20 protein-coding genes are annotated in these 24187 nt (G+C 57.3%); 8 read left to right on the forward strand and 12 right to left on the reverse strand.

Annotation, left to right across the window (positions count from 1 at the left end; genetic code table 11):
- The first annotated feature begins 128 nt into the window (after nt 1–128).
- Nucleotides 129–1955 carry a chitinase gene (locus tag IM303_RS00360; protein ID WP_048959680.1) on the forward strand — a complete coding sequence of 609 codons (1827 nt, stop codon included), beginning with the start codon at nt 129–131 and terminating at the stop codon, nt 1953–1955.
- Between the two features lie 123 nt (nt 1956–2078).
- Here the strand turns inward: IM303_RS00360 and IM303_RS00365 are convergent, their stop codons facing one another.
- From IM303_RS00365 to poxB, 4 genes are all read right to left on the reverse strand, one after another.
- Entirely contained in the window at nt 2079–3092 is a 1014-nt protein-coding gene (locus IM303_RS00365) for an NAD(P)-dependent oxidoreductase (RefSeq protein ID WP_028012536.1), read from the reverse strand.
- 91 nt (nt 3093–3183) lie between these two features.
- The gene (locus tag IM303_RS00370; protein WP_047368194.1) at nt 3184–4620 is read right to left on the reverse strand and encodes an SDR family oxidoreductase; all 1437 of its coding nucleotides are present in this window, start codon (nt 4618–4620) and stop codon (nt 3184–3186) included.
- A gap of 10 nt (nt 4621–4630) precedes the next feature.
- Nucleotides 4631–5632 (reverse strand): low-specificity L-threonine aldolase, encoded by a 1002-nt coding sequence (ltaE, locus tag IM303_RS00375; protein ID WP_193359481.1) that lies wholly within the window; start codon nt 5630–5632, stop codon nt 4631–4633.
- Nucleotides 5633–5670: 38 nt separating this feature from the next.
- Nucleotides 5671–7389, reverse strand: a complete 1719-nt coding sequence (poxB, locus tag IM303_RS00380; RefSeq protein ID WP_193359482.1) for a ubiquinone-dependent pyruvate dehydrogenase — start codon at nt 7387–7389, stop codon at nt 5671–5673.
- Nucleotides 7390–7540: 151 nt separating this feature from the next.
- Here poxB and IM303_RS00385 point away from each other — a divergent pair, with 151 nt between their 5' ends.
- Nucleotides 7541–7975, forward strand: a complete 435-nt coding sequence (locus tag IM303_RS00385) for a DoxX family protein (RefSeq protein WP_048999358.1) — start codon at nt 7541–7543, stop codon at nt 7973–7975.
- Nucleotides 7976–8249: 274 nt separating this feature from the next.
- On the opposite strand, the gene hcr is transcribed toward IM303_RS00385, so the two are convergent.
- From hcr to aqpZ, 4 genes are all read right to left on the reverse strand, one after another.
- On the reverse strand, nt 8250–9218 hold the full coding sequence (hcr, locus tag IM303_RS00390) for an NADH oxidoreductase (RefSeq protein WP_028012541.1): 969 nt from the start codon (nt 9216–9218) through the stop codon (nt 8250–8252).
- Nucleotides 9219–9228: 10 nt separating this feature from the next.
- Nucleotides 9229–10881, reverse strand: coding sequence for a hydroxylamine reductase (hcp, locus tag IM303_RS00395; protein ID WP_048999359.1), 1653 nt, complete (start codon nt 10879–10881; stop codon nt 9229–9231).
- 144 nt (nt 10882–11025) lie between these two features.
- On the reverse strand, nt 11026–11925 hold the full coding sequence (locus IM303_RS00400) for a lysine exporter LysO family protein (RefSeq protein WP_028012543.1): 900 nt from the start codon (nt 11923–11925) through the stop codon (nt 11026–11028).
- Between the two features lie 181 nt (nt 11926–12106).
- Complete coding sequence (gene aqpZ, locus IM303_RS00405; protein ID WP_041912036.1) at nt 12107–12802, reverse strand: aquaporin Z; 696 nt, start codon at nt 12800–12802, stop codon at nt 12107–12109.
- 291 nt (nt 12803–13093) lie between these two features.
- Here aqpZ and IM303_RS00410 point away from each other — a divergent pair, with 291 nt between their 5' ends.
- Entirely contained in the window at nt 13094–14752 is a 1659-nt protein-coding gene (locus IM303_RS00410; protein ID WP_088204927.1) for an ATP-dependent endonuclease, read from the forward strand.
- Here the strand turns inward: IM303_RS00410 and IM303_RS00415 are convergent.
- Nucleotides 14749–15705 carry a VirK/YbjX family protein gene (locus IM303_RS00415; RefSeq protein ID WP_028012547.1) on the reverse strand — a complete coding sequence of 319 codons (957 nt, stop codon included), beginning with the start codon at nt 15703–15705 and terminating at the stop codon, nt 14749–14751. The genes IM303_RS00410 and IM303_RS00415 overlap by 4 nt on opposite strands.
- A gap of 159 nt (nt 15706–15864) precedes the next feature.
- Between IM303_RS00415 and macA the strand changes: the two genes are divergently transcribed.
- Nucleotides 15865–16980, forward strand: coding sequence for a macrolide transporter subunit MacA (macA, locus tag IM303_RS00420; protein WP_028012548.1), 1116 nt, complete (start codon nt 15865–15867; stop codon nt 16978–16980).
- On the forward strand, nt 16977–18917 hold the full coding sequence (macB, locus tag IM303_RS00425) for a macrolide ABC transporter ATP-binding protein/permease MacB (RefSeq protein WP_193359483.1): 1941 nt from the start codon (nt 16977–16979) through the stop codon (nt 18915–18917). The genes macA and macB overlap by 4 nt, the downstream gene beginning before the upstream one ends.
- Nucleotides 18918–18987: 70 nt before the next feature.
- On the opposite strand, the gene cspD is transcribed toward macB, so the two are convergent.
- Complete coding sequence (gene cspD / locus IM303_RS00430; protein WP_006809408.1) at nt 18988–19209, reverse strand: cold shock-like protein CspD; 222 nt, start codon at nt 19207–19209, stop codon at nt 18988–18990.
- A gap of 267 nt (nt 19210–19476) precedes the next feature.
- Here cspD and clpS point away from each other — a divergent pair, with 267 nt between their 5' ends.
- The 3 genes from clpS to IM303_RS00445 all read left to right on the forward strand — a co-directional run bounded on the left by clpS (nt 19477) and on the right by IM303_RS00445 (nt 22868).
- Complete coding sequence (clpS, locus tag IM303_RS00435) at nt 19477–19797, forward strand: ATP-dependent Clp protease adapter ClpS (RefSeq protein ID WP_006174393.1); 321 nt, start codon at nt 19477–19479, stop codon at nt 19795–19797.
- A 27-nt stretch (nt 19798–19824) separates the two neighbouring features.
- On the forward strand, nt 19825–22104 hold the full coding sequence (clpA, locus tag IM303_RS00440; protein ID WP_193359484.1) for an ATP-dependent Clp protease ATP-binding subunit ClpA: 2280 nt from the start codon (nt 19825–19827) through the stop codon (nt 22102–22104).
- 314 nt (nt 22105–22418) lie between these two features.
- Nucleotides 22419–22868, forward strand: a complete 450-nt coding sequence (locus IM303_RS00445) for a hypothetical protein (protein WP_193359485.1) — start codon at nt 22419–22421, stop codon at nt 22866–22868.
- Nucleotides 22869–22938: 70 nt separating this feature from the next.
- On the opposite strand, the gene infA is transcribed toward IM303_RS00445, so the two are convergent.
- Nucleotides 22939–23157: a translation initiation factor IF-1 gene (gene infA / locus IM303_RS00450; protein ID WP_002211347.1), complete on the reverse strand. Its 219-nt coding sequence runs from the start codon at nt 23155–23157 to the stop codon at nt 22939–22941.
- Between the two features lie 284 nt (nt 23158–23441).
- Nucleotides 23442–24146, reverse strand: a complete 705-nt coding sequence (gene aat, locus IM303_RS00455) for a leucyl/phenylalanyl-tRNA--protein transferase (protein WP_041910636.1) — start codon at nt 24144–24146, stop codon at nt 23442–23444.
- Nucleotides 24147–24187: the final 41 nt, after the last annotated feature.

A 24187-nucleotide genomic window follows, 5' to 3' on the forward strand; every position in this document is an offset into this window, starting at 1 on the left:
TTTATTTTTGAAGAATTCCTTTTGGTGTTCTTCGAAAAGTGAAAACAGCTGTCTGTGGTTTATTTATTAATGGATTAATACATAAACCGGGATTCTTTTTTTAATCTTAACGAAACAGGAATATTGAAATGAACAAAAGGACGTTACTGAGTGTACTTGTTGCTGGTGCTTGCGTTGCACCTTTTATGGCGCAGGCTGCCTCTTTGCAGGCGACCACCGGCGAGCCGTACACCATGAAAGCCAGCGATCTGGCGAAGAAAGAGCAGGAGCTCACTAACTTCCCGCTGATGACCTCCGTTAAAGAGACGATTCAGACCCTTGATAATGCGCAGGTCGAAATGATTGAGCCAGGCCGTGCGGCGAACCCGGACAACGTTAAGCGCGTGGAAGGGATCGTGAAGGCCAGCGACTGGGATTATCTCTTCCCGCTGCGCGCTCAGGCCTATACCTACAGCAACTTCCTGAAAGCCGTAGGTAAATTCCCGGCGCTGTGTAAGACCTATAACGACGGTCGCGACAGCGATGCGATTTGCCGCAAAGAGCTGGCCACCATGTTTGCCCACTTTGCCCAGGAAACCGGCGGCCACGAAAGCTGGCGTCCGGAAGCCGAGTGGCGTCAGGCGCTGGTCCACGTGCGTGAAATGGGCTGGAGCGAAGGGCAGAAGGGCGGCTATAACGGCGAATGTGACCCGAAAGTATGGCAGGGCCAGACCTGGCCGTGCGGTAAGGATAAAGACGGCGACTTCCTGAGCTACTTCGGTCGCGGCGCGAAGCAGCTGTCCTACAACTACAACTACGGTCCGTTCTCCGAAGCAATGTACGGCGACGTGCGTACCCTGCTGGATAAACCTGAGCTGGTGGCGGATACCTGGCTGAACCTGGCGAGCGCGATCTTCTTCTTCGCCTACCCGCAGCCGCCAAAACCAAGCATGCTGCAGGTTATCGACGGCACGTGGCAGCCGAACGATCATGATAAAGCCAACGGTCTGGTCCCTGGCTTCGGTGTGACCACCCAGATCATCAACGGCGGCGTAGAGTGCGGCGGCCCGACTGAAATTGCTCAGTCTCAGAACCGTATCAAGTACTACAAAGAGTTCGCGAACTACCTGAAAGTGCCTGTTCCGGCCAATGAAGTGCTGGGCTGCGCCAACATGAAGCAGTTCGACGAATACGGTGCCGGCGCCCTGAAGATCTACTGGGAGCAGGACTGGGGATGGAGCGCGGATACGCCAGACGGTAAGACCTACTCGTGCCAGCTGGTGGGCTACCAGACGCCGTTCAGCGCGTTCAAAGACGGCGACTATACCAAGTGCGTGCAGAAGTTCTATAACGTCAATATCGTGAACGATGACGGCTCTGCCGTAACGCCGGACGAAACCCCGGTAACGCCAGCGCCAACGCCTTCAGAAGATGAAACGCCGGCACCAGCTCCAGCGCCAACGCCGGATGAAACCCCGGCTGAACCTGTTGCGGTGAACCACGCGCCGGTTGCGCAGATTGCGGGTCCAATCGGTGCCGTTGAAGCGGGCGCACAGGTTTCTCTGAGCGCGGAAGGCTCTACCGACGCGGACGGCAACAAGCTGACCTACACCTGGCATTCTCAGGATGGCCAGACTGTGACCGGCGAAGATAAAGCGGTGGTGACCTTCAAGGCACCTGAGTCCGCAACGGCGCAGCAGATTGAAATCAGCCTGACCGTCAGCGATGGCGAGCTGAGCAATACCACCACTTACCTGCTGAACGTGAAAGCGAAAGCGGCAACGCCATCAGGTGACGAAGGTGCTTATCAGGCGTGGAGCGCGAACAGCAAGTACAACGCAGGTGATATCGTGAACAACCACGGTAAACTGTTCCAGTGCAAACCGTTCCCGTACAGCGGCTGGTGTAACAACTCCCCGGCATACTATGAACCAGGCGCAGGTCTGGCATGGGCTGATGCCTGGACGGCTCTGTAAAAGCAAACGGCAACCGAAAGGTTGCCGTTTTAGTATCTGCACTTTCCCCTCACCCTAACCCTCTCCCCGGAGGGGCGAGGAGATGTAGGCCCGGTAAGGCGAAGCCGCCACCGGGCAAAAAGGCTAGCGGTGCAACTTCCCGTGATCCCGTAACCACGCCGCCGTGCGCACAATGCCTTCATCCAGCGTCACAATCGGCTTATACCCCAGCTCAGTCTCCGCGCGCGTGATATCCAGCGTAAAATCAAAGTTAAGCTTCGATACGCCGTAGTGCGTCAGCGCGGGCTCTTTGGCGGATTTACTGCCAAAACGCTCCATGCTGCGGGCGATCATGTCCAGCATCGGGTAGGGCACGGAACGGATACGGCAGTCGATCTGCAGTTCATCAATCAGCCGCTGCACGATGCTGCGCAATGTGCACGGTTCACCGTTGGTGATGTTATAGGCGCGACCGGAGATAAGCTTATCGCAGTCCGGCTGGCTTGCCAGCCACATGGCGTGGACGGCATTTTCGTAATAGGTCATGTCCACCAGCGCATCGCCGCCGCGCGGCAGCAGCACGCTGCCGTAGTGGTGCATCATCTGCGCCAGACGCGGAATAAACACTTTGTCGTGCGGTCCGAAGAGGCTCTGCGGGCGCAGGACGGTAAAACGGGTATGCGGGTTTGACTGCGCCAGCAGGTCGATCACCTCTTCGCTGGCCGCCTTGCTGCGGGCAAACTCGCAGGCAAAGCGAGCAGGGCGGAAATCTTCCTGCACGTCGCGATGGTGGTGATAATCAAAATAGAGCGACGGGGAGGAGATATGGATAAAGTTACGCACGCCCCAGGCGACGGCCCATTCGCCCAGACGACGCGTGGCGCGCACGTTGGCGAGATCGAAGGCTTCCTGGGTTCCCCACGGGGAGGTAAAACTGGAGCAGTGCCACAGCGTGTCGATACCGGCGAGCATCACCTTCGCCTGCGAGGAGACCAGCTCCGTCAGGTCGGCATGGACGAACTCCGCGCCCATTTTTTGCAGCAGTTTCCCCATCGCTTCGTTGCGACCGGTGGCCCTGACGCTGATGCCCTTGTTGCGCAGAAATTCGACCGCATTTCGGCCTAAGCCGCTGGTCGCCCCGGTAACCAGTACCTTCATATCAATCCACTGTGTTGAAAAGAATTTCGTGCGCATTCTTTCGTGAATTACGATGTGTTGCAATGGGAAAGGTGAAAGAAAGAGGGTTTTATTAACTTATTTTCGTCTTTTGTTCTGCCAGTTGCGCAATGCGTTTTGCCATTCCCCGGAAGATAAACAGATGGGCGGGGATCATAAACAGCCAGTAGAACAGACCCGGCATCCCGTGTGGGTGCCACCAGGCGCGAACGTCCAGTTCCCGATGGTCGCCTTTGTCCTTGAGCGTAAAGCAGAGCCGCCCCAGCCCCGGCGCCTTCATGCCGAACAGTAGCGCCAGCTGTTTTTCCGGCTCGACGACGATCACCTTCCAGCTGTCGACCGCATCGCCTGGCGCAAGATACGGATGCGCCGGGCGGCCTTTCGCCAGCCGGTGACCGACCAGCAGATCCATCGCACCGCGCGTCTGCCAGAGGATATTGCCGAAGAAATAGCGCTCTTTGCCGCCGATCTGGTTCACCACCTCCCACAGCGCGTGAAGGCTGGCAGAGGTTTTTACCGTGCAGCCCGCCTGTTTCGGGTAATAGCCGTACTCGGGGCGCCAGCGGGCAAAGGCCTGCGCGTCGTAGCCCCAGTCGCTGGAGTTCACCAGCTTCTCTTCTTCTTTCAGCGTATGCCGCACCGCGTCGTCAAAGCGGATCAACGCCTGGGGGATTAATGCGCGCAGCGCGCGATCGTCCGCCAGCAGATCGTGCTTTAGCCCCTGGATCAGTGCTTTGGCAGTCGTCGGGGGAACCGAGGTGATCACATTCAAAAACCACACCGATATCCAGCGGGTCGGGAAGGGAATGGGGATCAGCCAGCGGCGGCGTCCGCTGACGCGCATGAAATGTTCGAACTGCTCCTGATAGCTCAGCACTTCCGGGCCTGCCGCCTCCAGCACGCGGTGTTGCTCTGCCGGGTGATCCAGCAGGGCCACCAGATAGTGGAGCAAATTCTCCAGCGCAATCGGCGTGGTGCGCGAGCGCACCCAGCGCGGCGGGGTCAGCACCGGCAGGTTGTAGACCATATCGCGCATTACTTCGAAGGCGGCGGAACCCGCGCCGACGATGATCCCGGCGCGCAGTTCGGTGACGGGAATATTCGCCCCGCGCAGCGTGTCTGCCGTCAGCTGGCGGGCGCGCAGATGGTCGGACTGCTCGTGTTCGGGTGCCTGGAGCGAGCTTAAAAAAATCACCTGCTTAACCGGGGTTTGCAGCAGGGCATCGCGGACGTTCATCGCCACCTGACGCTCGTGGGCGATAAAATCCCCGCCTTCGCCCATGCTGTGGACCAGGTAGTAAAGCGTGTCGACCCCTTCCAGCAGCGCGGGGAGTTCCTTCGGCCAGTTGAGATCGACGTTGTGACAGGTCACGCCAGGCAAACCAAGCTTTTGCAGGCGCTCGGTATTGCGTGCCGCTGCCCGCACCTGATGCCCCTGCTGGCTTAATGCAGTAGTGAGGTGCTGACCGATATATCCGCTGGCGCCAAGCACCAGAATACGTTGCGGCACGTGATACTCCTTAACCCTGTAAAAACGCCTGCCAGTGTTTTACCACGTCCGCCAGCTGTTCGCGGCTTACGTCGAGATGCATCACCAGGCGCACGACCGGGGAGGCGTTGATCAGCACGCCACGCGCTTTCATAAATTCACCCAGCGCAGCGGCGTGCTCGTCGCCCACGCGCACAAAAAGCATGTTGGTGTCGTGACGCATCACGTCCGCGCCGATCTCGCGCAGCTGCGTTGCCATCCACGCGGCGTTGTCATGATCGTCCTTGAGGCGCGCCAGGTTATTTTTTAATGCGTACAGTCCGGCAGCCGCCAGAATGCCCGCCTGACGCATGCCGCCGCCGGTCATTTTACGCCAGCGGTTGGCGCGCTTGATGTAGTCTGCGCTGCCGACCAGCAGCGAACCCACCGGCGTACCCAGCCCTTTTGAGAGGCAAATGGTGAACGAGTCGCAATATTGCGTTATCTCTTTTAGCTCGCAGCCGTACTCCACGACGGCGTTGAAAATGCGTGCGCCGTCGACGTGCAGGCCGAGGTTGCGCTCGCGAGTGAATTCCCACGCTGCTTTCAGGTATTCGCGCGGCAGCACTTTACCGTTGTGGGTGTTTTCGAGGCTGAGCAGCCTGGTGCGGGCGAAGTGAATATCGTCAGCTTTGATTTTTGCCGCGACTTTATCCAGCGGCAGGGTGCCGTCCGGCGCGGCGTCAATCGGCTGCGGCTGGATGCTGCCAAGCACCGCCGCGCCGCCAGCTTCGTACAGGTAGTTATGCGCACCCTGGCCGACGATATACTCTTCACCGCGCTCGCAGTGGCTGAGCAGCGCCACCAGGTTAGCCTGCGTGCCGGTCGGCAGGAACAGCGCGGCCTCCTTGCCGCTCAGCTCTGCCGCATAGCGCTGCAGTTCGTTGACCGTCGGGTCATCGCCGTAGACGTCGTCCCCGACCGGGGCGGCCATCATCTCTTCGAGCATGGCGCGGCTCGGGCGGGTAACGGTATCACTACGCAAATCAATCATTTCACATCCCTTTATTTTAAGAGGTCATGCGAAACGTTTTACCTGAGCCAGTTGGTTTTTGCCAGTTCGATCACTTCGTCACCGCGCCCGCTGATGATGGCGCGCAGCATGTAGAGGCTAAAACCTTTGGCCTGTTCCAGCTTGATCTGCGGCGGGATCGCCAGCTCTTCTTTGGCGACGACGACGTCAACCAGTACCGGACCGTCGATGGAGAAGGCGCGCTGCAGGGCTTCATCCACCTCTGAGGCTTTCTCCACGCGGATGCCGGTGATGCCGCACGCTTCGGCGATGCGGGCAAAGTTGGTGTCGTGCAGCTCGGTGCCATCCGTGAGATAGCCTCCTGCCTTCATCTCCATCGCCACGAAGCCCAGCACGCTGTTGTTAAAGACCACGATTTTCAGCGGAAGCTTCATCTGCACCACCGACAGGAAATCCCCCATCAGCATGCTGAACCCGCCGTCGCCGCACATCGCCACAACCTGACGCTCCGGTGCCGTCGCTTTTGCCCCCAGCGCCTGCGGCATGGCGTTGGCCATCGAGCCGTGGTTGAACGAGCCGAGCAGGCGACGTTTGCCGTTCATCTTCAGGTAGCGCGCCGCCCAGACGGTGGGCGTGCCGACGTCGCAGGTAAAAATAGCGTCGTCGTCCGCAAAATGGCTGATCTGCTGCGCCAGATACTGCGGATGAATGGCTTTGTCGCTCGGTTTGGCGAGATCGTCCAGCCCCTTGCGCGCGTCGCGGTAGTCGCCCAACGCCTTATCAAGGAATTTGCGGTCGGTTTTCTCTTCCAGCAGCGGCAGCAGGGCGGCAAGGGTGGATTTAATATCGCCCACCAGCGCCATATCGACCTTGCTGTGCGCGCCGATGCTGGCCGGGTTGATATCAATCTGAATGATTTTGGCATCCGTCGGATAGAACGCGCGGTACGGGAACTGGGTGCCGAGCAGGATCAGCGTGTCGGCGTTCATCATGGTGTGGAAGCCGCTGGAAAAACCGATCAGCCCGGTCATGCCCACATCGTACGGGTTATCGTATTCGACGTGCTCTTTGCCGCGCAGGGCGTGGACGATGGGCGCTTTGAGCTTACCGGCAAATTCCAGCAGCTCTTTATGCGCGCCCGCACAGCCGCTGCCGCACATCAGGGCGATGTTGCTGGAGTAGCGCAGCAGCTGCGCCAGCTTTTTCAGCTCCTCTTCGGCTGGCGTTACCACCGGCTGCGGAGCGTGATACCAGTGGGTGCTGGCCCCTTCAGGCGCAGCCTTGAGCGCCACGTCTCCCGGGATAACGACCACGGAAACGCCACGGTTTAGTACGGCTTTGCGCATGGCGATCGCCAGCACCTGCGGGATCTGCTCCGGGGATGAAACCAGCTCACAGTAGTGGCTGCATTCACGGAACAGCTCCTGCGGATGCGTCTCCTGAAAATAGCCGCTGCCGATTTCGGAAGAGGGGATATGGGCGGCAATCGCCAGCACCGGCACGTGGTTACGGTGACAGTCGAACAGGCCGTTGATCAGATGCAGGTTGCCAGGTCCGCACGAGCCTGCACACACGGCCAGTTCTCCTGTGAGCTGCGCTTCGGCACCGGCGGCGAAGGCAGCGACCTCCTCATGACGGGTCGGCATCCATTCGATGGTTTTCATCTTGTTCAGGCTGTCGCTAAGCCCGTTCAGGGAATCGCCGGTCACGCCCCAGATACGTTTTACGCCAGCCTGTTCGAGCGTTTTCGCTATATATGCAGCCACGGTTTGTTTCATGGTTGTCCGTCTCCTTTTTGTGATATCGCTTACAAGCTTAGAAGAAAGTCACTGTATTGCCCGTCAAATCCCCCCATTTAAAAGGTGCTTTTCATGCGCCACGCTTCGGCATAATCTGGTGATGTCTCAGTGAAAACAGGAATCATTTCAAATGGTTAAAACATTGTTAATTGCTGTTAATGAAAAGCTATCGTGCGACGATCTCGGCAAACTCTTGTTACGACTTGCCGTCGGTGGGCTGATGCTTTTTCACGGTTTGCATAAGCTGTTTGGTGGGGTGGGCTTTATCAGCGGCATGCTGGTAGAGAAAGGGCTGCCGGGATTTATTGCCTACGGCGTGTTGATTGGCGAAGTGGTGGCACCGATCCTGATTATTGTCGGGCTCTTTACGCGCCCGGCCGCGCTGGTGCTGGCGTTTACGATGATCGTGGCATGGCTGATGGTGGGAGTGGGTGAAACGTTCGCGCTCGATAAGGTTGGGGCATGGGCGATTGAAAGTCTGGTGTACTTCTTTGTTGGCTCGCTGGCGGTGGCGTGTTTAGGGGCAGGGCGGTTTGCGTTAGGGAAAGCGCCTGCGTGGCAATAAAGCTGGGTACTGAAAATATAAGGGTCTCTGGCCTCTTTTTATTGGTGGTTTTTAACTCTTTGATTTTATTAAGCGGAATTATTTGTGATGAAAAAGGGTTTAAGGGGTATTTTTTAGGGGAATTCTTTATCTGACAAGGTGATAGGTGTAGATTGTTCCAGTTCACTGCCGTACAGGCAGCATGCACAACGTAGGCCGGGTAAACGCAGTGCCACCCGGCAAAAAAGCCCGGTGGCGCTGACGCTTACCGGGCCTACGATCGAACGTTTATTGCTTATGCGAGGACCAAATCCCCCTGCGGATGGCACGAGCACGCCAGCACGTAACCCTCGGCAATTTCCGCGTCGGACAGCGTCATGGTGCTGGTGACGGTATATTCCCCGGAAACCACTTTCGTTTTACAGCAGCCGCACACGCCCGCACGGCAGGCCGCGACTACCGGCACCTTGTTGCTTTCCAGCGCTTCCAGCAGCGTGGTGCCCACGCGGCCAAAGAAGGTCTGTGCGGGCTGCAGTTTGGTGAACTGAATCCCGCTGGTTGCCGCTTCCGCCACCGGCGTGAAGAACTGCTCTTTGAAGAAGCGGGTCACGCCAAGCGCTCTAACTTCTTTCTCCACGATATCCATGTACGGCGCCGGGCCGCAGGTCATCACGGTACGGTTCGCAATGTCCGGCACGCTTTGCAGCAGCTCGCGGCTCAGGCGACCGGGCACAAAACCGTGGGTCGCGTTGTGTTCCGCCACCAGCGTCACCGGATAATCACGCCACTCCTCGGCAAAAATCACATCTTCCGGAGAGCGCACGCTGAAGATCGTCTGCACGTCGGCCTGCGGGCGGTTCTTCGCCAGCCAGCGGCGCATCGACATGATCGGCGTTACGCCGCAGCCCGCCGCCAGCAGCAGGAATTTATCGTCTGCCTTGTCGTCACAGGTGAAATCCCCCTGCGCGTCAGACAGCCAGATGTAATCCCCGCGCTTCACGTCACGGGTCAGCCACTGGGAGCCTGCACCGTCATCAATGCGGCGGATAGTGAGCGTAATGTACTCGCTCACGCCCGGCGTGGAGGAGATCGTATAGGCGCGAAGCGTGTCCGCCGAGTTGCGAACGCTGACCAGCGCATACTGGCCCGCACGGTACGGATAGTAGTCGTGGCAGAGCAGCGACAGCGTCCACACATCCGGCGTCTCCTGATGGATGTGATGAACCTGCATCCGCCACGGACATTGTGAGGTTGGCATGGTCATGAATCGCTCCTTACGCGCTCAGCAGTTGCTTCATATCATCTTCAACGTTGGTCACGGAACGCAGACCGAATTTCTCGTTCAGCACCGCCAGCAGGTCCGGCGTCAGGAAGCCTGGCGCGGTCGGGCCGGTTACGATGTTGGTCACGCCGAGAGAGAGCAGGGTGAGCAGGATGACAATCGCTTTCTGCTCAAACCAGGAGAGCACCAGCGACAGCGGCAGATCGTTGACGCCGCAGCCGAGTTTTTCCGCCAGCGTGACCGCCAGAATGATGGCCGAGTAAGCATCGTTGCACTGGCCTGCATCAATCAGGCGCGGCAGGCCTTCGATGTTGCCGAAGTCCAGCTTGTTGAAACGGTATTTACCGCACGCCAGGGTCAGGATCAGGCAATCATCCGGCACGCTGGTGGCGAAATCGGTGAAGTAGTTACGCTCGCCGCGCGCGCCGTCGCATCCCCCAACGAGGAAGATGTGGCGCAGCTTTTCACGGCTGACGAGGTCAATCAGAGAATCTGCCGCACCCAGCAGCGTTTCACGACCGAAGCCAACGGTGATCAGATGTTCGATTTCGCTGTACGGGAAGCCCGCCATCTGCTGCGCCTGCTCGATAACCGGACCGAAATCGTCGCCTTCAAGGTGGCTCACGCCCGGCCAGCCGACGATGCTGCGGGTCCAGATGCGGTCGTCATACGCGCCCACGGTAGGGTCGATGATGCAGTTTGAGGTCATCACGATAGGGCCAGGGAAGCGGGCGAACTCTACCTGCTGATTTTGCCAGCCGCTGCCGTAGTTACCCACCAGATGCTTGAACTTGCGCAGTTCCGGGTAGCCGTGGGCGGGCAGCATTTCGCCGTGGGTATAGACGTTAACGCCGGTGCCTTCGGTCTGCTTCAGCAGGTTGTAGAGATCTTTCAGGTCGTGGCCGGAAATCAGGATGCATTTGCCTTCGGTCGCTTTGACGTTGACCTGCGTCGGGGTCGGATGACCGTAAGTGCTGGTTTCACCGGCATCCAGAATGCTCATGACCTTGAAGTTCATCTGGCCGATTTCCATTGCGCACTCGAGCAGGGCGTTCATGTCGGAAGGCCAGGTGCCGAGCCACGCCATAATTTTGTGGTACTGGGCGTAAATGTCGTTATCTGACTTCCCGAGAACGTGCGCGTGTTCCATATAGGCCGCTGCACCTTTCAGGCCGTACAGGCACAGCAGACGCAGGCCAAGGATGTTCTCGCCAATCGCCGCTTTATCCTTATTAGGGGTAAATTCTGCGGCCTGGCGCTGTAGCTCGCCCAGGTCGTCGCTCACCAGCTGAAGCTCCGCCATTGGGTTGTCCACGCGGGCACTGGTATCGGCATTCAGGCACTGCGCTTTCAAAGCTTCGCGCAGGGCAATCGCTTCGCGGGCATAGCCGACGATGCGCGGAGAATCGAAGTTGACGTTAGTCAGCGTGGAGAAAAACGCGCGCGGCGCGAAGCTGTCGACGTAATGGTCGACGATGCCGTATTCACGGGCTTTGAAGGCCCAGGCGGAAAGACCATGCAGGGCGGCTATCAGCAGATCCTGCAGGTCTGATGTTTCTGCGGTTTTACCGCACATACCCTGCGCGTAAGAGCAGCCGTTGCCTGCCGGGGTACGGATGGTTTGTTCACATTGCACACAAAACATAATCACACCTGTAAAAGTTATATTTAATATACATGTTTAAGGGTATGCCTGTGCCAGAACGGTGAAAAGAGCTTTCTGCGACAAAATAGAGGGAGATTGATTTAGCGCAATTTTGGCGGCAGGAGCCCTACCGCCACAGAGGTATCAGGCAGAGAAAAACGCCATCAGGACGGGAACCAGCAGGCTCAAAATAAAGCCGTGAACGATGGCTGCGGGCACCATCTCCAGCCCGCCAGAACGCTGGAGGACCGGCAGGGTAAAGTCCATCGACGTGGCGCCGCACAGGCCCAGTGCCGTCGAGCGGCTGCGGCGAACCAGACCCGGGATCAGCATGATGGCAATCAGCTCTCGAGCCAGATCGTTAAAGAAGGCAGCGCTGCCGATCACCGGGCCGAAGGATTCGGTCAGCAGAATACCGGAGAGGGAGTACCAGCCAAACCCGGAGGCCATCGCCAGGCCGGTTTTCAGCGGCAGATCGAGAATAAAGGCATTAATCACGCCCGCGACCATTGAGCTGACGACAACCATAACGGCAACGATCATTCCCCGACGGTTCAGGACAATCTGTTTCAGCGTCATACCGTTATTTCGCAACTGAATACCAATCAGGAACAGCAGGAAGATCAGGGTATATTCGCTGGCGTCTGTCGCGTGCTGCAAAAATGTCCATCCGGTAAGGCCAAGAAGAAATCCAAGCACCACGACGCCGCAGAGCTTTAATGATTCCAGCGCCATTGCAATTCGGGAGGGAAGCTTTTCCTGGTGGTGATTATTTTTCCACGGAATAGTGCGTTCCAGCCACAGCAGGGCGGCAATATTGCACAGCAAAATAACCACCACGGTGACCGCAGAATAATGCAGGATGGAAAGTAAATTTGTCGCCAGATTATCCAGGAAGGCCAGGCTGATCCCCATAAAGAACAGAATGACGTAAACAATCCAGCTGAGAAAACGGTTAATAAGCTTTAAGGCCGATTCATGACGCAGCGGAATAAGATAGCCCACAATCAGGGGCAGCAGAATAATGAGGAGTCCTGAAAACATGAACAGCCGGTCCTTTTGAGTTTCTGTTAAGCGCCAGAGACACTACCCAATAAAGGCTGTCAGGTAAAGGAGCAATAAAAAAGCCGGGTGGCGGCTGCGCCTTACCCGGCTTGTGTCTATGTGGGGGTGCGGCCTGTTGACCTCACCCCGGCCCTCTCCCACGGGGAGAGGGAGGGAAAGATTAATCGCGTTTTTCCAGCAGAGAGCGGTACAGCACGCCGCCCAGAATACCGCCGACGATCGGCATCACCCAGAACAGCCACAGCTGCTCAAGCGCCCAGCCGCCCTGGAAAATGGCGACGGCGGTGCTGCGCGCCGGGTTAACGGAGGTGTTGGTCACCGGAATGGAGATCAGGTGGATCAGCGTCAGCGCCAGACCAATGGCGATGGGCGCGAAGCCTGCAGGCGCGTGTTTGTCGGTTGCACCGTGGATCACCAGCAGGAAGCCTGCGGTCAGTACAATTTCAATTACAATGGCAGAAAGCATGGAATAACCGCCCGGAGAGTGTTCGCCGAAGCCGTTAGAGGCGAAGCCGCTGGCCGCCGCGTCAAAGCCTGCTTTACCGCTGGCAATGACGTACAGCACGCCCGCCGCAATAATACCGCCAACCACCTGCGCCACGATGTAGCCAATAACCTCTTTCGCCGGGAAACGTCCGCCCGCCCATAAGCCTAATGTCACCGCCGGGTTAAAATGACCGCCGGAAATATGCCCCACGGCGAAAGCCATGGTTAATACGGTTAAGCCAAATGCCAGCGCGACGCCGACAAAACCAATACCTAATTCCGGGAATGCTGCTGCCAGAACGGCGCTACCGCAGCCACCAAATACCAGCCAGAATGTACCAAAGCATTCTGCTGCCAATTTTCTAAACATAACCACCTCAAAATAATTTTCCACGCGTTTTCCCGCGCGCGGGATATATCGCCATAAAGGGATGACGACTCAAAGAGCCCGTATTTTAAAAACCAACAACATCCCTTCGCCACTTAAATAAATTCGGTTAATTTGATTTAAGGCAATGTGATGTCAATCCTTGTTCAAATCAGCGGTAAATAGAGCATAGTTCAAATCCCGCAAGGGTGAATGTTCTGCTGTCGTGCCAGGGTTCCTGCCGCTATACTGCTGATAACTTAAAGGAAAAAGTGATCATTTCGCGGGGGATTTATGCTTCTCGAACGTGTGGAAATTGTCGGGTTTCGCGGTATTAACCGCCTGTCGCTGCAGCTGGAGCAGAACAACGTCCTGATCGGCGAGAACGCGTGGGGTAAGTCCAGCCTGCTGGATGCGCTGACGCTGCTGCTTTCACCCGAAGACAAGCTGTATCACTTCGCCCACGATGATTTCTGGTTCCCGCCCGGCGATATCGCGGGCCGCGAGAAGCACCTGCATATCATCCTGACGTTCCGTGAATCTGAACCCGGCCGTCACCGCGTGCGTCGCTTCCGCCCGCTGTCGCCCTGCTGGGTGCCCTGCGACGACGGTTTCCACCGGATTTTCTATCGGCTGGAAGGTGAGATGGCGGAAAACGAGGGGGTACTGACCCTGCGTGAATTCCTCGATGAGAAAGCCAACCCGATTCCGCTGGAGAATATCGACGATCTGGCGCGTCACCTTATCCGCCTGACGCCGGTGTTACGCCTGCGCGATGCGCGCTTTATGCGCCGTATTCGTAACGGCACCGTACCGAATATGCCGGAGGTGGAAGTCACCGCCCGCGAGCTGGATTTCCTGGCGCGAGAGCTGGTGTCGCGTCCGCAAAACCTCACCGATGGTCAAATTCGTCAGGGGCTGTCGGCGATGGTGCAACTGCTGGAGCACTATTTTTCCGAGCAGGGCACCTCGGAGTCGCGCCATCGTTTGATGCGCCGCCGTTCTCATGATGAACAGCGCAGCTGGCGCTATCTCGACATCATCAACCGGATGATCGACCGGCCCGGCGGGCGTACCCATCGGGTGATTTTGCTGGGGCTGTTTTCAACTCTTCTGCAGGCGAAGGGCACCGTGCGTCTTGACCGGGATGCCCGCCCGCTGCTGCTGGTGGAAGATCCGGAAACGCGCCTGCACCCCATCATGCTCTCCGTGGCGTGGCACCTGCTGAATCTGCTGCCGCTCCAGCGGATTACCACCACCAATTCCGGTGAGCTGCTATCGCTGACGCCGGTGGAGCACATCTGCCGTCTGGTGCGCGAGTCCTCCCGCGTATCCGCGTACCGCCTCGGGCCCGGCGGGATGAACGCCGAAGACGGGCGGCGAATCGCGTTTCATATACGCTTTAATCGCGCCTCGTCGCTCTTCGCCCGCTGCTGGCTGCTGGTGGAGGGGGAAACGGAGACCTGGGTCATCAACGAACTGGCGCGCCAGTGCGGCCACCATTTTGATGCCGAAGGTATTAAGGTGATCGAATTTGCCCAGTCGGGACTCAAGCCGCTGATAAAATTTGCCCGCCGAATGGGAATTGAATGGCATGTGCTGGTGGACGGCGACGAGGCGGGGAAAAAATATGCCTCAACCGTGCGCAGCCTGCTGAACAACGAGCGGGAAGAAGAACGGGACCATTTAACGATGCTGCCCGCGATGGACATGGAGCATTTTATGTACCGTCAGGGCTTTGACGACGTATTCCACCGCATTGCGATGGTGCCGGTCGACGTCCCGATGAACATGCGGCGCGTGATCGCCAAAGCTATTCACCGTTCGTCGAAACCGGACTTAGCCATTGAAGTGGCGACGGAAGCGGGAAGGCGGGGCGTAGAGGCGGTTCCGACCCTGCTGCGGAAAATGTTCTCCCGCGTGCTGTGGCTGGCACGCGGAAGGGCGGATTAACGTTCGGTCGCCTGTTTCACCTGCTGAATCAGACTATCCAGCAGCGCGTAGCGGCGACGGTATTCGGCGCGTTTTTTGCTCGCTATCTCTTCTACGGGTTTACGCGGCATGGCAAGCGGCAGCATAAAGTGGCCGCTCTCCTGTTTTTCCCCACCGAGGGAACTCCAGAAGCCGTCGTAATCGGCCAGCAGTTTTCCCTCTTTTTTCTTGCGGTAGCGCCAGCTGCGATAAATATGAGTGGCGTTACTGACGGCAACAATCTGCGCGACCGGGAATGCGGCGCCGAACGTCATGGCGGCTTCAACCAGCAGGCGTTTCGGGAACAGACCGTGGCAGGCCTTCGTCGCTTTCTGGATCAGCTCATGAGGAACATGCGCTTTCGCGCCCTGCAAACCGCCGATGAACAGCGTCGATTTTCCTTCAAACTGGCAGAGCGTAAAGGTTAGCTCCGCCAGCACCGTATTCTGAACGTCGCAGAAGGTGAGGGTGGCCTCTCCCTCTTTATCCAGAAACGCATCGGCACACAGGCGGACGGTAAATTGCTGTTCATCTTTCCCGGTTAAGGTCAGCAGTGTAGTCCCCTGCGTCGAAAGATAGCCCTTCAGGAGCGTGGTCGGGAGCTGGCGGCTCATGGCCTGATAGTGCCAGTTCAGGGATTCCAGCGCGTGCTGGCGATCCATCTTCACCGTCAGCCAGGGACGATGAAGCCGACACGGCAAACCGGGCTGCACCTGCAGCATCTGCATCAGACGCGGCTGCTTAGCGAGGTTTGTTAGCAGGCGAGAGGTGCTCACGGGCGTCGCCAGAGAACGCAGCATGAACTTACGGCGATAGGCGGGGTTCTGCCATGCAAGGCCGGGCGCGATCTTGCCGAACGCCAGGTTTTTGAAGAGCTGCCAGCCGGATGTCGGCTGCGTCAGGTTTGGAAGAGGTGTATCGACGATAGAAGACATGATAAATCCTGAGTCTTTTGGAATACCGCTATTTCAGCAGGGGAAATATCAACGTCTTGTAAACAAATTAGGGTGATTTCGGAGAACAGGGGTTTCGTTAAGGAGTCGTTTAGATAGAATCAACGTTTATTATTGCCAGAACATTTATTTGGAATATTTATGAACCTCAAGGGAAAACGCAGAACGCTGTTTCTGCTGCTGGCGCTGGTGATTGTAGCCGGTGGATTCTGGTTATGGCAGGTGCTTAACGCGCCTGTGCCGCAGTACCAGACGCTGATCGTTCGTCCGGGTGAACTGCAGCAAAATGTCCTTGCGACGGGCAAACTTGATGCGCTGCGCAAAGTTGACGTCGGCGCTCAGGTCAGCGGCCAGCTGAAAACGCTGTCGGTAGAGATTGGCGACAAGGTGAAAAAAGGCCAGCTGCTTGGCGTTATCGATCCCGAGCAGGCTGAGAACCAGATCCGCGAAGTGGAAGCGACGCTGATGGAGCTGCGCGCGCAGCGTGCGCAGGCGCAGGCAGAGCGTAACCTGGCGCAGGTGACGCTGACCCGCCAGCAGGCGCTGGCGAAAACCCAGGCTATCTCGAAACAGGATTTAGACACCGCCGCGACTGAACTGGCGGTGAAACAGGCGCAGATTGGCACGATCGACGCGCAAATCAAGCGTAATCAGGCCTCGCTGGATACGGCGAAAACCAATCTTGATTACACAAAGATCGTCGCGCCGATGGCCGGGGAAGTGACGCAAATTACCACGCTGCAGGGCCAGACGGTGATTGCCGCCCAGCAGGCGCCAAACATTCTGACGCTGGCGGACATGAGCACCATGCTGGTGAAGGCCCAGGTCTCCGAGGCGGACGTGATCCATCTTAAGCCGGGACAGAATGCCTGGTTTACCGTACTCGGCGATCCGCAGACCCGCTACGAAGGCGTGCTGAAAGACATTCTGCCGACGCCGGAAAAGGTTAACGACGCCATTTTCTACTATGCGCGTTTTGAAGTGCCAAACCCGAAGGGCGTGCTGCGCCTGGACATGACCGCGCAGGTGCACATCCAGCTGACCGGCGTGAAGAACGTGCTGACCGTTCCGCTCTCCGCGCTGGGTGAATCCGCCGGGGACAATCGCTACAAGGTGAAAGTGCTGCGCAACGGTGAAACGCGCGAGCGCGAGGTGGTGATTGGCGCGCGCAACGACACCGACGTGGTGGTGGAGAAAGGGCTGGAAGAGGGCGAGGAGGTTGTTATCAGCGAAAGCCTGCCCGGAGCCGCTAAATGACCGCGCTGCTTGAGCTGAAGCACATTCGTCGCAGCTATCCGTCCGGCGACGGCCCGGTAGAGGTGCTGAAAGGCATCTCCCTGAGCGTGGAGGCGGGCGAGATGGTAGCGATTGTCGGGGCATCGGGCTCCGGTAAATCGACGCTGATGAACATTCTCGGCTGTCTGGATAAACCCACCAGCGGTACGTACCGCGTGGCCGGGACGGACGTCTCGACGCTGGACGGCGACGCGCTGGCGAAGCTGCGCCGGGAACACTTTGGCTTTATCTTCCAGCGTTACCACTTGCTCTCTCACCTGAGCGCGGCGCAGAACGTGGAGGTTCCCGCGGTGTATGCGGGCGTTGAGCGGAAGAAACGCCTTGAGCGCGCGAAGGCGCTGTTAACGCGCCTGGGGCTGGCGGAGCGGGTGGAGTACCAGCCGTCGCAGCTGTCCGGCGGCCAGCAGCAGCGCGTGAGTATTGCCCGCGCGCTGATGAACGGCGGGCAGGTGATCCTCGCGGATGAACCGACCGGGGCGCTCGACAGCCGCTCCGGCGAAGAGGTGATGGCGATCCTGCACCAGCTGCGCGATCAGGGCCACACGGTGATTATCGTTACCCACGATCCGCAGGTGGCAAAGCAGGCCGAACGCATTATAGAGATCCACGACGGCGAGCTGGTGAGCAACCCACCGCCGCGTGAGTCCCGCGCGGCGGCACCGAAGGAAGCGCTGCCTGCGTCGACCGGCTGGGCGCAGTTCTCCAGCGGCTTTCGTGAAGCGCTGACCATGGCCTGGCTGGCGATGGCGGCCAACAAAATGCGCACCCTGCTGACCATGCTCGGCATCATTATCGGTATTGCCTCGGTGGTGTCGATTGTGGTGGTGGGCGACGCGGCCAAGCAGCTGGTGCTGGCGGATATCCGCGCCATCGGGACCAACACCATTGACGTTTATCCCGGCAAAGACTTCGGCGACGACGAGCCGCAGTATCAGCAGGCGCTCAAGTATGACGATCTGGCGGCGATTCAGAAGCAGCCGTGGGTGAACTCCGCCACGCCTGCGGTCTCGCAAAACCTGCGTCTGCGCTACGGCAACATCGACGTGGCGGCCAGCGCCAACGGCGTGAGCGGCGACTATTTCAACGTCTACGGCATGACCTTCAGCGAAGGCGCCACCTTCAACGCCGAACAGCTGGCGGGGAGGGCGCAGGTGGTGGTGCTGGACGCCAACTCGCGCAGGCAGCTTTTCCCCAATAAAGCGAACGTGGTGGGCGAAGTGATCCTCGTCGGCAACATGCCTGCCACGGTCATTGGCGTGGCGGAAGAGAAGCAGTCGATGTTCGGCAGCAGCAAGATCCTGCGCGTCTGGCTGCCGTATACCACCATCTCCGGGCGGATTATGGGCCAGTCGTGGCTTAACTCCATCACCGTGCGCGTAAAGGAGGGCTACGACAGCGCGCTGGCGGAACAGCAGCTGGAACGGCTGTTAACGTTGCGTCACGGGAAGAAGGATTTCTTCACCTGGAATATGGACGGCCTCTTGAAAACGGCGGAAAAGACCACACGTACTCTTCAGCTGTTCCTGACGCTGGTGGCGGTGATCTCGTTGGTCGTTGGCGGTATCGGGGTGATGAATATCATGCTGGTGTCGGTAACTGAACGCACCCGGGAGATTGGCATCCGCATGGCGGTTGGGGCCAGGGCCAGCGACGTGCTTCAGCAGTTTTTAATTGAAGCGGTGCTGGTATGCCTGGTGGGCGGCGCGATGGGCATTGCGCTCTCGATGATGATTGCCTTTGCGCTCCAGCTCTTTTTACCCGGCTGGGAGATTGGCTTCTCGCCGATGGCGATACTCACCGCGTTTTTGTGTTCCACCTTTACCGGGATTTTATTTGGCTGGCTGCCTGCGCGCAACGCGGCGCGGCTGGATCCGGTGGACGCGCTGGCTCGGGAATAACCCGAAAATAAAAATGCCAGCCGATCGGGCTGGCATTTTGACTGCGTGATGTACACAATAAAACAGAGAGCTATGCAACCGTTTCTGCTTCAACGGGTACGATTAGGCTTGCATGATTGCCTTTTGGTCCCTGGTGTACATCGAACCGGACGGACTGCCCGGCTTTGAGCGTCCTGTAACCATCCATCTGAATGGTGGAATAGTGAGCGAAGATATCTTCGCCGCCGCCTTCGGGGCAGATGAAGCCAAACCCCTTGGCGTTGTTGAACCACTTAACAGTACCCATTTCCATGCTTCGACATCCTTCGTAAATCTTATAAATTAAGATGGAATGAACCGGTGGTGGAGTGGGGGCTGTTCAAAACCTCGCCATCTCACGCTTGTACAATTTAGATAAACGAAAGACGTCGTCAAGCGTTTGGCGCTGGAGTTGGGACAATAATCAACCAAAGTTTGAAGCAGTTAACGCTATTGCAACAGTTTGTGACAGACATCGCGGATGACAGTAATAGATGATTGTTATCTAACATCTGAGGTAGATTCAAAGTGGTTATGCAAAATGGGTAAGACCAACGACTGGCTGGATTTTGACCAGCTGGCGGAAGATAAAGTGCGCGACGCGCTAAAACCGCCATCTATGTATAAAGTTATGTTAATGAACGATGATTACACGCCGATGGAATTTGTTATTGACGTGCTACAAAAGTTCTTTTCTTATGATGTAGAACGTGCAACGCAACTGATGCTTACCGTTCATTATCGTGGCAAAGCTATCTGCGGCATTTTTACCGCCGAAGTGGCGGAAACCAAAGTGGCGATGGTGAACGACTATGCGAGGGAGAACGAGCATCCGTTGCTGTGTACGCTGGAAAAGGCCTGATAAGGCATAAAATTGGGGGAGGTGCCTATGCTCAATCAAGAACTGGAACTCAGTTTAAACATGGCTTTCGCCAGAGCGCGTGAGCACCGACATGAGTTTATGACCGTCGAGCATTTACTGCTCGCACTGCTTAGCAACCCATCTGCCCGCGAAGCGCTGGAAGCCTGCTCCGTGGATCTGGTGGCGCTACGTCAGGAACTCGAAGCCTTCATCGAACAAACCACACCGGTGCTGCCAGCCAGTGAAGAAGAGCGCGACACGCAGCCGACGCTCAGCTTCCAGCGTGTGCTGCAGCGCGCGGTATTCCACGTCCAGTCTTCCGGACGTAGCGAAGTGACTGGCGCAAACGTCTTAGTCGCCATCTTCAGCGAGCAGGAGTCACAGGCTGCCTACCTGCTGCGCAAACACGAAGTCAGCCGCCTCGACGTGGTTAACTTTATTTCTCACGGAACGCGCAAAGACGAGCCTAACCAGGCATCGGATTCCAGCAATCAGGTCAATAACAATGAAGAGCAAGCAGGCGGGGAGGATCGTATGGAAAACTTCACCACCAACCTTAATCAGCTTGCTCGCGTTGGCGGCATCGATCCGCTGATCGGTCGCGATAAAGAGCTGGAGCGTGCGATCCAGGTGCTGTGCCGTCGCCGCAAGAACAACCCGCTGCTGGTGGGCGAGTCAGGCGTGGGTAAAACGGCGATTGCCGAAGGTCTTGCCTGGCGCATTGTGCAGGGCGACGTGCCGGAAGTGATTGCCGACTGCACCATCTACTCGCTGGATATTGGCTCGCTGCTGGCGGGCACTAAATACCGCGGTGATTTTGAAAAACGCTTCAAGGCGCTGTTAAAACAGCTGGAGCAGGACACCAACAGCATCCTGTTTATCGATGAGATCCACACCATCATCGGCGCAGGTGCGGCTTCCGGTGGCCAGGTGGATGCGGCAAACCTGATCAAACCGCTGCTTTCAAGCGGCAAGATCCGCGTGATGGGCTCCACGACGTACCAGGAGTTCAGCAACATTTTTGAGAAAGATCGCGCGCTGGCGCGTCGTTTCCAGAAAATCGACGTCACCGAGCCGTCGGTTGACGAAACGGTGCAGATCATCAACGGCCTGAAAACCAAGTACGAAGCGCACCACGACGTGCGTTACACCGCGAAAGCGGTGCGTGCGGCGGTGGAGCTGGCGGTGAAATACATCAACGACCGTCACCTGCCGGATAAGGCGATTGACGTGATTGATGAGGCCGGGGCGCGTGCGCGCCTGATGCCGGCCAGCAAGCGTAAGAAAACCGTGAACGTGGCGGATATCGAGTCCGTGGTCGCCCGCATCGCGCGTATTCCTGAGAAGAGCGTTTCTCAGAGCGACCGCGACACGCTGCGCACCCTCGGCAACCGCCTGAAAATGCTGGTCTTTGGTCAGGATAAAGCCATTGAGGCCTTAACCGAAGCGATCAAGATGGCCCGTGCCGGACTGGGGCATGAGCACAAGCCCGTTGGTTCCTTCCTGTTTGCCGGCCCGACCGGCGTGGGGAAAACCGAGGTGACGGTTCAGCTCTCCAAAGCGCTGGGCATTGAGCTGCTGCGCTTTGATATGTCCGAGTATATGGAGCGTCACACCGTCAGCCGTTTGATTGGTGCACCTCCGGGCTACGTGGGCTTTGACCAGGGCGGCCTGCTCACTGACGCGGTGATCAAGCATCCGCATGCGGTCCTGCTGCTCGATGAAATCGAGAAAGCGCACCCGGACGTGTTCAACATCCTGTTGCAGGTGATGGACAACGGGACGCTGACCGATAACAACGGGCGCAAGGCGGACTTCCGCAACGTGGTGCTGGTGATGACCACTAACGCCGGGGTACGTGAAACCGAGCGCAAATCCATCGGCCTGATCCACCAGGATAACAGCACCGATGCGATGGAGGAGATCAAGAAGATCTTCACGCCGGAGTTCCGTAACCGTCTGGACAACATTATCTGGTTCGATCATCTGTCTACCGAAGTGATCCATCAGGTGGTGGATAAGTTCATCGTCGAGCTGCAGGTTCAGCTGGATCAAAAAGGCGTCTCGCTGGAAGTGAGCCAGGAGGCCCGCAACTGGCTGGCCGAGAAAGGCTACGACCGCGCGATGGGGGCCCGTCCGATGGCGCGCGTGATTCAGGACAACCTGAAGAAACCGCTGGCGAACGAGCTGCTGTTTGGCTCGCTGGTAGACGGCGGCCAGGTGACCGTGGCGCTGGACCAGGCGAAGAACGAATTGACGTACGATTTCCAGAGTGCGGCGAAGCACAAGCCGGAAGCGGCTCACTGATTTCTTACGTAGGTCTAAAAACCGGGCTATAGCCCGGTTTTTTTATGCCTGCTTTTTTCCTTTCTCTGTGGCTGAGGGTTTCACACAAAATAGTGTATGCACTGAACAGTTCCCTCGCCCCTTTAGGGAGAGGGGTAGGGTGAGGGGAACAGGCCGCAGCGAAATTTTGCGAGGCGCTTTCCAGTTTTGTTCGACGTTGGTTGCTGGATAAATCCACAGTAATAAAATGGCGGCGCACCTGCAAAAATTAGGTGCCGGGATTGGCGTCCTGAAAGTGTGTGCACAGATAATCTTGCGTGCATAAAGGATCACATATGACTAATATTAATAGCTTCGCCCAACTCTACACCGAACTCTCCCTCAACCCCGATCTCCCAACCCTTGCAGAGCGCTGCCAACTGCTCACCGAAATCCTGCTGGATTGCAAATCACTTCCGCAAACGCAGCCCGTTTGCCGTTGTCTCGGAGCCTACCTGGAAGAGGTGAAATCCGGCCTTACAGAATCAATGCGTGATTTTCAGGTGGTGGAATTTGAGGAAGAAGCGGAACAACCGCGACAAAAAGAGTGGTTGCTTGAAGATACAGAAACGAAATGTGACTACTGCCGGGCGTTGAATCATGTGCTGCTGGTGTCGCATTTGGACCGTGATATGCTGCCGCACCTGACGGGATTACTTCATGACATGGCTCATTCTATGGCGGGGGATTTAATCGCTCCTGTACAACCATGGATGACAATACATCTTCCGAAGCAGCAACACTAACGCCATAAATAAAAAAGGCCGGGATTAACCCGACCTTTTATATATTCATCTGCCATTACAGGCGAAAAAATTAGCGACTACGGAAGACAATGCGGCCTTTGCTCAGGTCGTACGGGGTCAGTTCAACAGTCACTTTGTCGCCCGTCAAAATGCGGATGTAGTTTTTGCGCATTTTACCGGAGATGTGCGCAGTTACCACGTGACCGTTTTCCAGCTCTACGCGAAACATGGTATTAGGCAACGTATCAAGTACGGTACCCTGCATTTCAATATTGTCTTCTTTGGCCATCTAATCCTCTGGGGTATCACTACCAAGTTTTGAACCGGCAAGATAATGCCGAAATTCATCAATTAAGTAAAGAATTGCGCGATTAAAACGCAGCAAAACAGTTTCGGCGCATTGCCCAAGCGTCACGGTACAACCGAACAGGAAGCGCATTCGTAAAGGGGAGACAACAGGATAAACGTCAGGACGTTATCTGAAGCGAGGGTCCCAAACGGCGGCGGGGCAACAGGCAGAAGCTACTCTGCGGCATAATTATAACACCCTCACAAAAAATATGCGGAAAACATTTAAGCATTGGGCATAAAGAGCGTTCTGGGGATCCAGAAGTCGCGCGGGAGCTTCTCCTGACGGCAGGCGTCAAGATGCTCAATATACTGTCGTCGCGGGATGTCAACTGCACCGAGAGAGGCCGTGTGCTCGTTGAGCACCTGACAATCGATCAGGCGTCCGCCGCGCTGGGCAAAGGCCTCGCAGAAGACCAGCAGCGCGGTTTTCGAGGCGTTGACCGCACGGGAGAACATCGATTCGCCGCAAAACAGCGTCCCTTGCGCCACACCGTACATGCCGCCAACCAGTTCCCCCTTTTCCCAAACCTCAATGGAGTGGGCGTAGCCAAGCTCATGGAGCTGGTGGTAGGCGTTGACGATATCGCGAGTGATCCACGTCCCTTCATGGCGATCTTCGGCACAGCCTTCGATCACCTGCCCAAAGGCGTGATTCAGCGTGACGCGATACGGGGATTTTGCATGGAAACGCTTCATGCTGCGGCTCAGATGGAACTGCGCTGGCCACAGCACGGCGCGCGGGTCGGGAGACCACCATAAAATCGGGTCGCCGGGAGAAAACCACGGGAAGATGCCGCGCTGGTAGGCCATTAATAGCCGCGCAGGGCTAAGGTCACCGCCAAGGGCCAGCAGCCCGTTGGGCTCACGCAGCGCTCCCTCCGGCGAAGGAAACGCGATGTTATGACGAGAAAGCTGGACCAGGCGCATGACAGCAAAACTCCAGTACGCGAATGAGGACGCTACAAATA

It is taken from the genome of Enterobacter cloacae complex sp. P38RS (assembly GCF_014930775.1).
Lineage (GTDB): Bacteria > Pseudomonadota > Gammaproteobacteria > Enterobacterales > Enterobacteriaceae > Enterobacter > Enterobacter bugandensis.

Bases quoted from the DNA above. Each gene is read 5' to 3' on its own strand.
- IM303_RS00360 (WP_048959680.1), top strand. From the start codon at position 129: ATGAACAAAAGGACGTTACTGAGTGTACTTGTTGCTGGTGCTTGCGTT.
- IM303_RS00365 (WP_028012536.1), bottom strand. From the start codon at position 3,092: ATGAAGGTACTGGTTACCGGGGCGACCAGCGGCTTAGGCCGAAATGCG.
- ltaE (WP_193359481.1), bottom strand. From the start codon at position 5,632: ATGATTGATTTGCGTAGTGATACCGTTACCCGCCCGAGCCGCGCCATG.
- poxB (WP_193359482.1), bottom strand. From the start codon at position 7,389: ATGAAACAAACCGTGGCTGCATATATAGCGAAAACGCTCGAACAGGCT.
- IM303_RS00385 (WP_048999358.1), top strand. From the start codon at position 7,541: ATGGTTAAAACATTGTTAATTGCTGTTAATGAAAAGCTATCGTGCGAC.
- hcr (WP_028012541.1), bottom strand. From the start codon at position 9,218: ATGACCATGCCAACCTCACAATGTCCGTGGCGGATGCAGGTTCATCAC.
- hcp (WP_048999359.1), bottom strand. From the start codon at position 10,881: ATGTTTTGTGTGCAATGTGAACAAACCATCCGTACCCCGGCAGGCAAC.
- IM303_RS00400 (WP_028012543.1), bottom strand. From the start codon at position 11,925: ATGTTTTCAGGACTCCTCATTATTCTGCTGCCCCTGATTGTGGGCTAT.
- aqpZ (WP_041912036.1), bottom strand. From the start codon at position 12,802: ATGTTTAGAAAATTGGCAGCAGAATGCTTTGGTACATTCTGGCTGGTA.
- IM303_RS00410 (WP_088204927.1), top strand. From the start codon at position 13,094: ATGCTTCTCGAACGTGTGGAAATTGTCGGGTTTCGCGGTATTAACCGC.
- IM303_RS00415 (WP_028012547.1), bottom strand. From the start codon at position 15,705: ATGTCTTCTATCGTCGATACACCTCTTCCAAACCTGACGCAGCCGACA.
- macA (WP_028012548.1), top strand. From the start codon at position 15,865: ATGAACCTCAAGGGAAAACGCAGAACGCTGTTTCTGCTGCTGGCGCTG.
- macB (WP_193359483.1), top strand. From the start codon at position 16,977: ATGACCGCGCTGCTTGAGCTGAAGCACATTCGTCGCAGCTATCCGTCC.
- cspD (WP_006809408.1), bottom strand. From the start codon at position 19,209: ATGGAAATGGGTACTGTTAAGTGGTTCAACAACGCCAAGGGGTTTGGC.
- clpS (WP_006174393.1), top strand. From the start codon at position 19,477: ATGGGTAAGACCAACGACTGGCTGGATTTTGACCAGCTGGCGGAAGAT.
- clpA (WP_193359484.1), top strand. From the start codon at position 19,825: ATGCTCAATCAAGAACTGGAACTCAGTTTAAACATGGCTTTCGCCAGA.
- IM303_RS00445 (WP_193359485.1), top strand. From the start codon at position 22,419: ATGACTAATATTAATAGCTTCGCCCAACTCTACACCGAACTCTCCCTC.
- infA (WP_002211347.1), bottom strand. From the start codon at position 23,157: ATGGCCAAAGAAGACAATATTGAAATGCAGGGTACCGTACTTGATACG.
- aat (WP_041910636.1), bottom strand. From the start codon at position 24,146: ATGCGCCTGGTCCAGCTTTCTCGTCATAACATCGCGTTTCCTTCGCCG.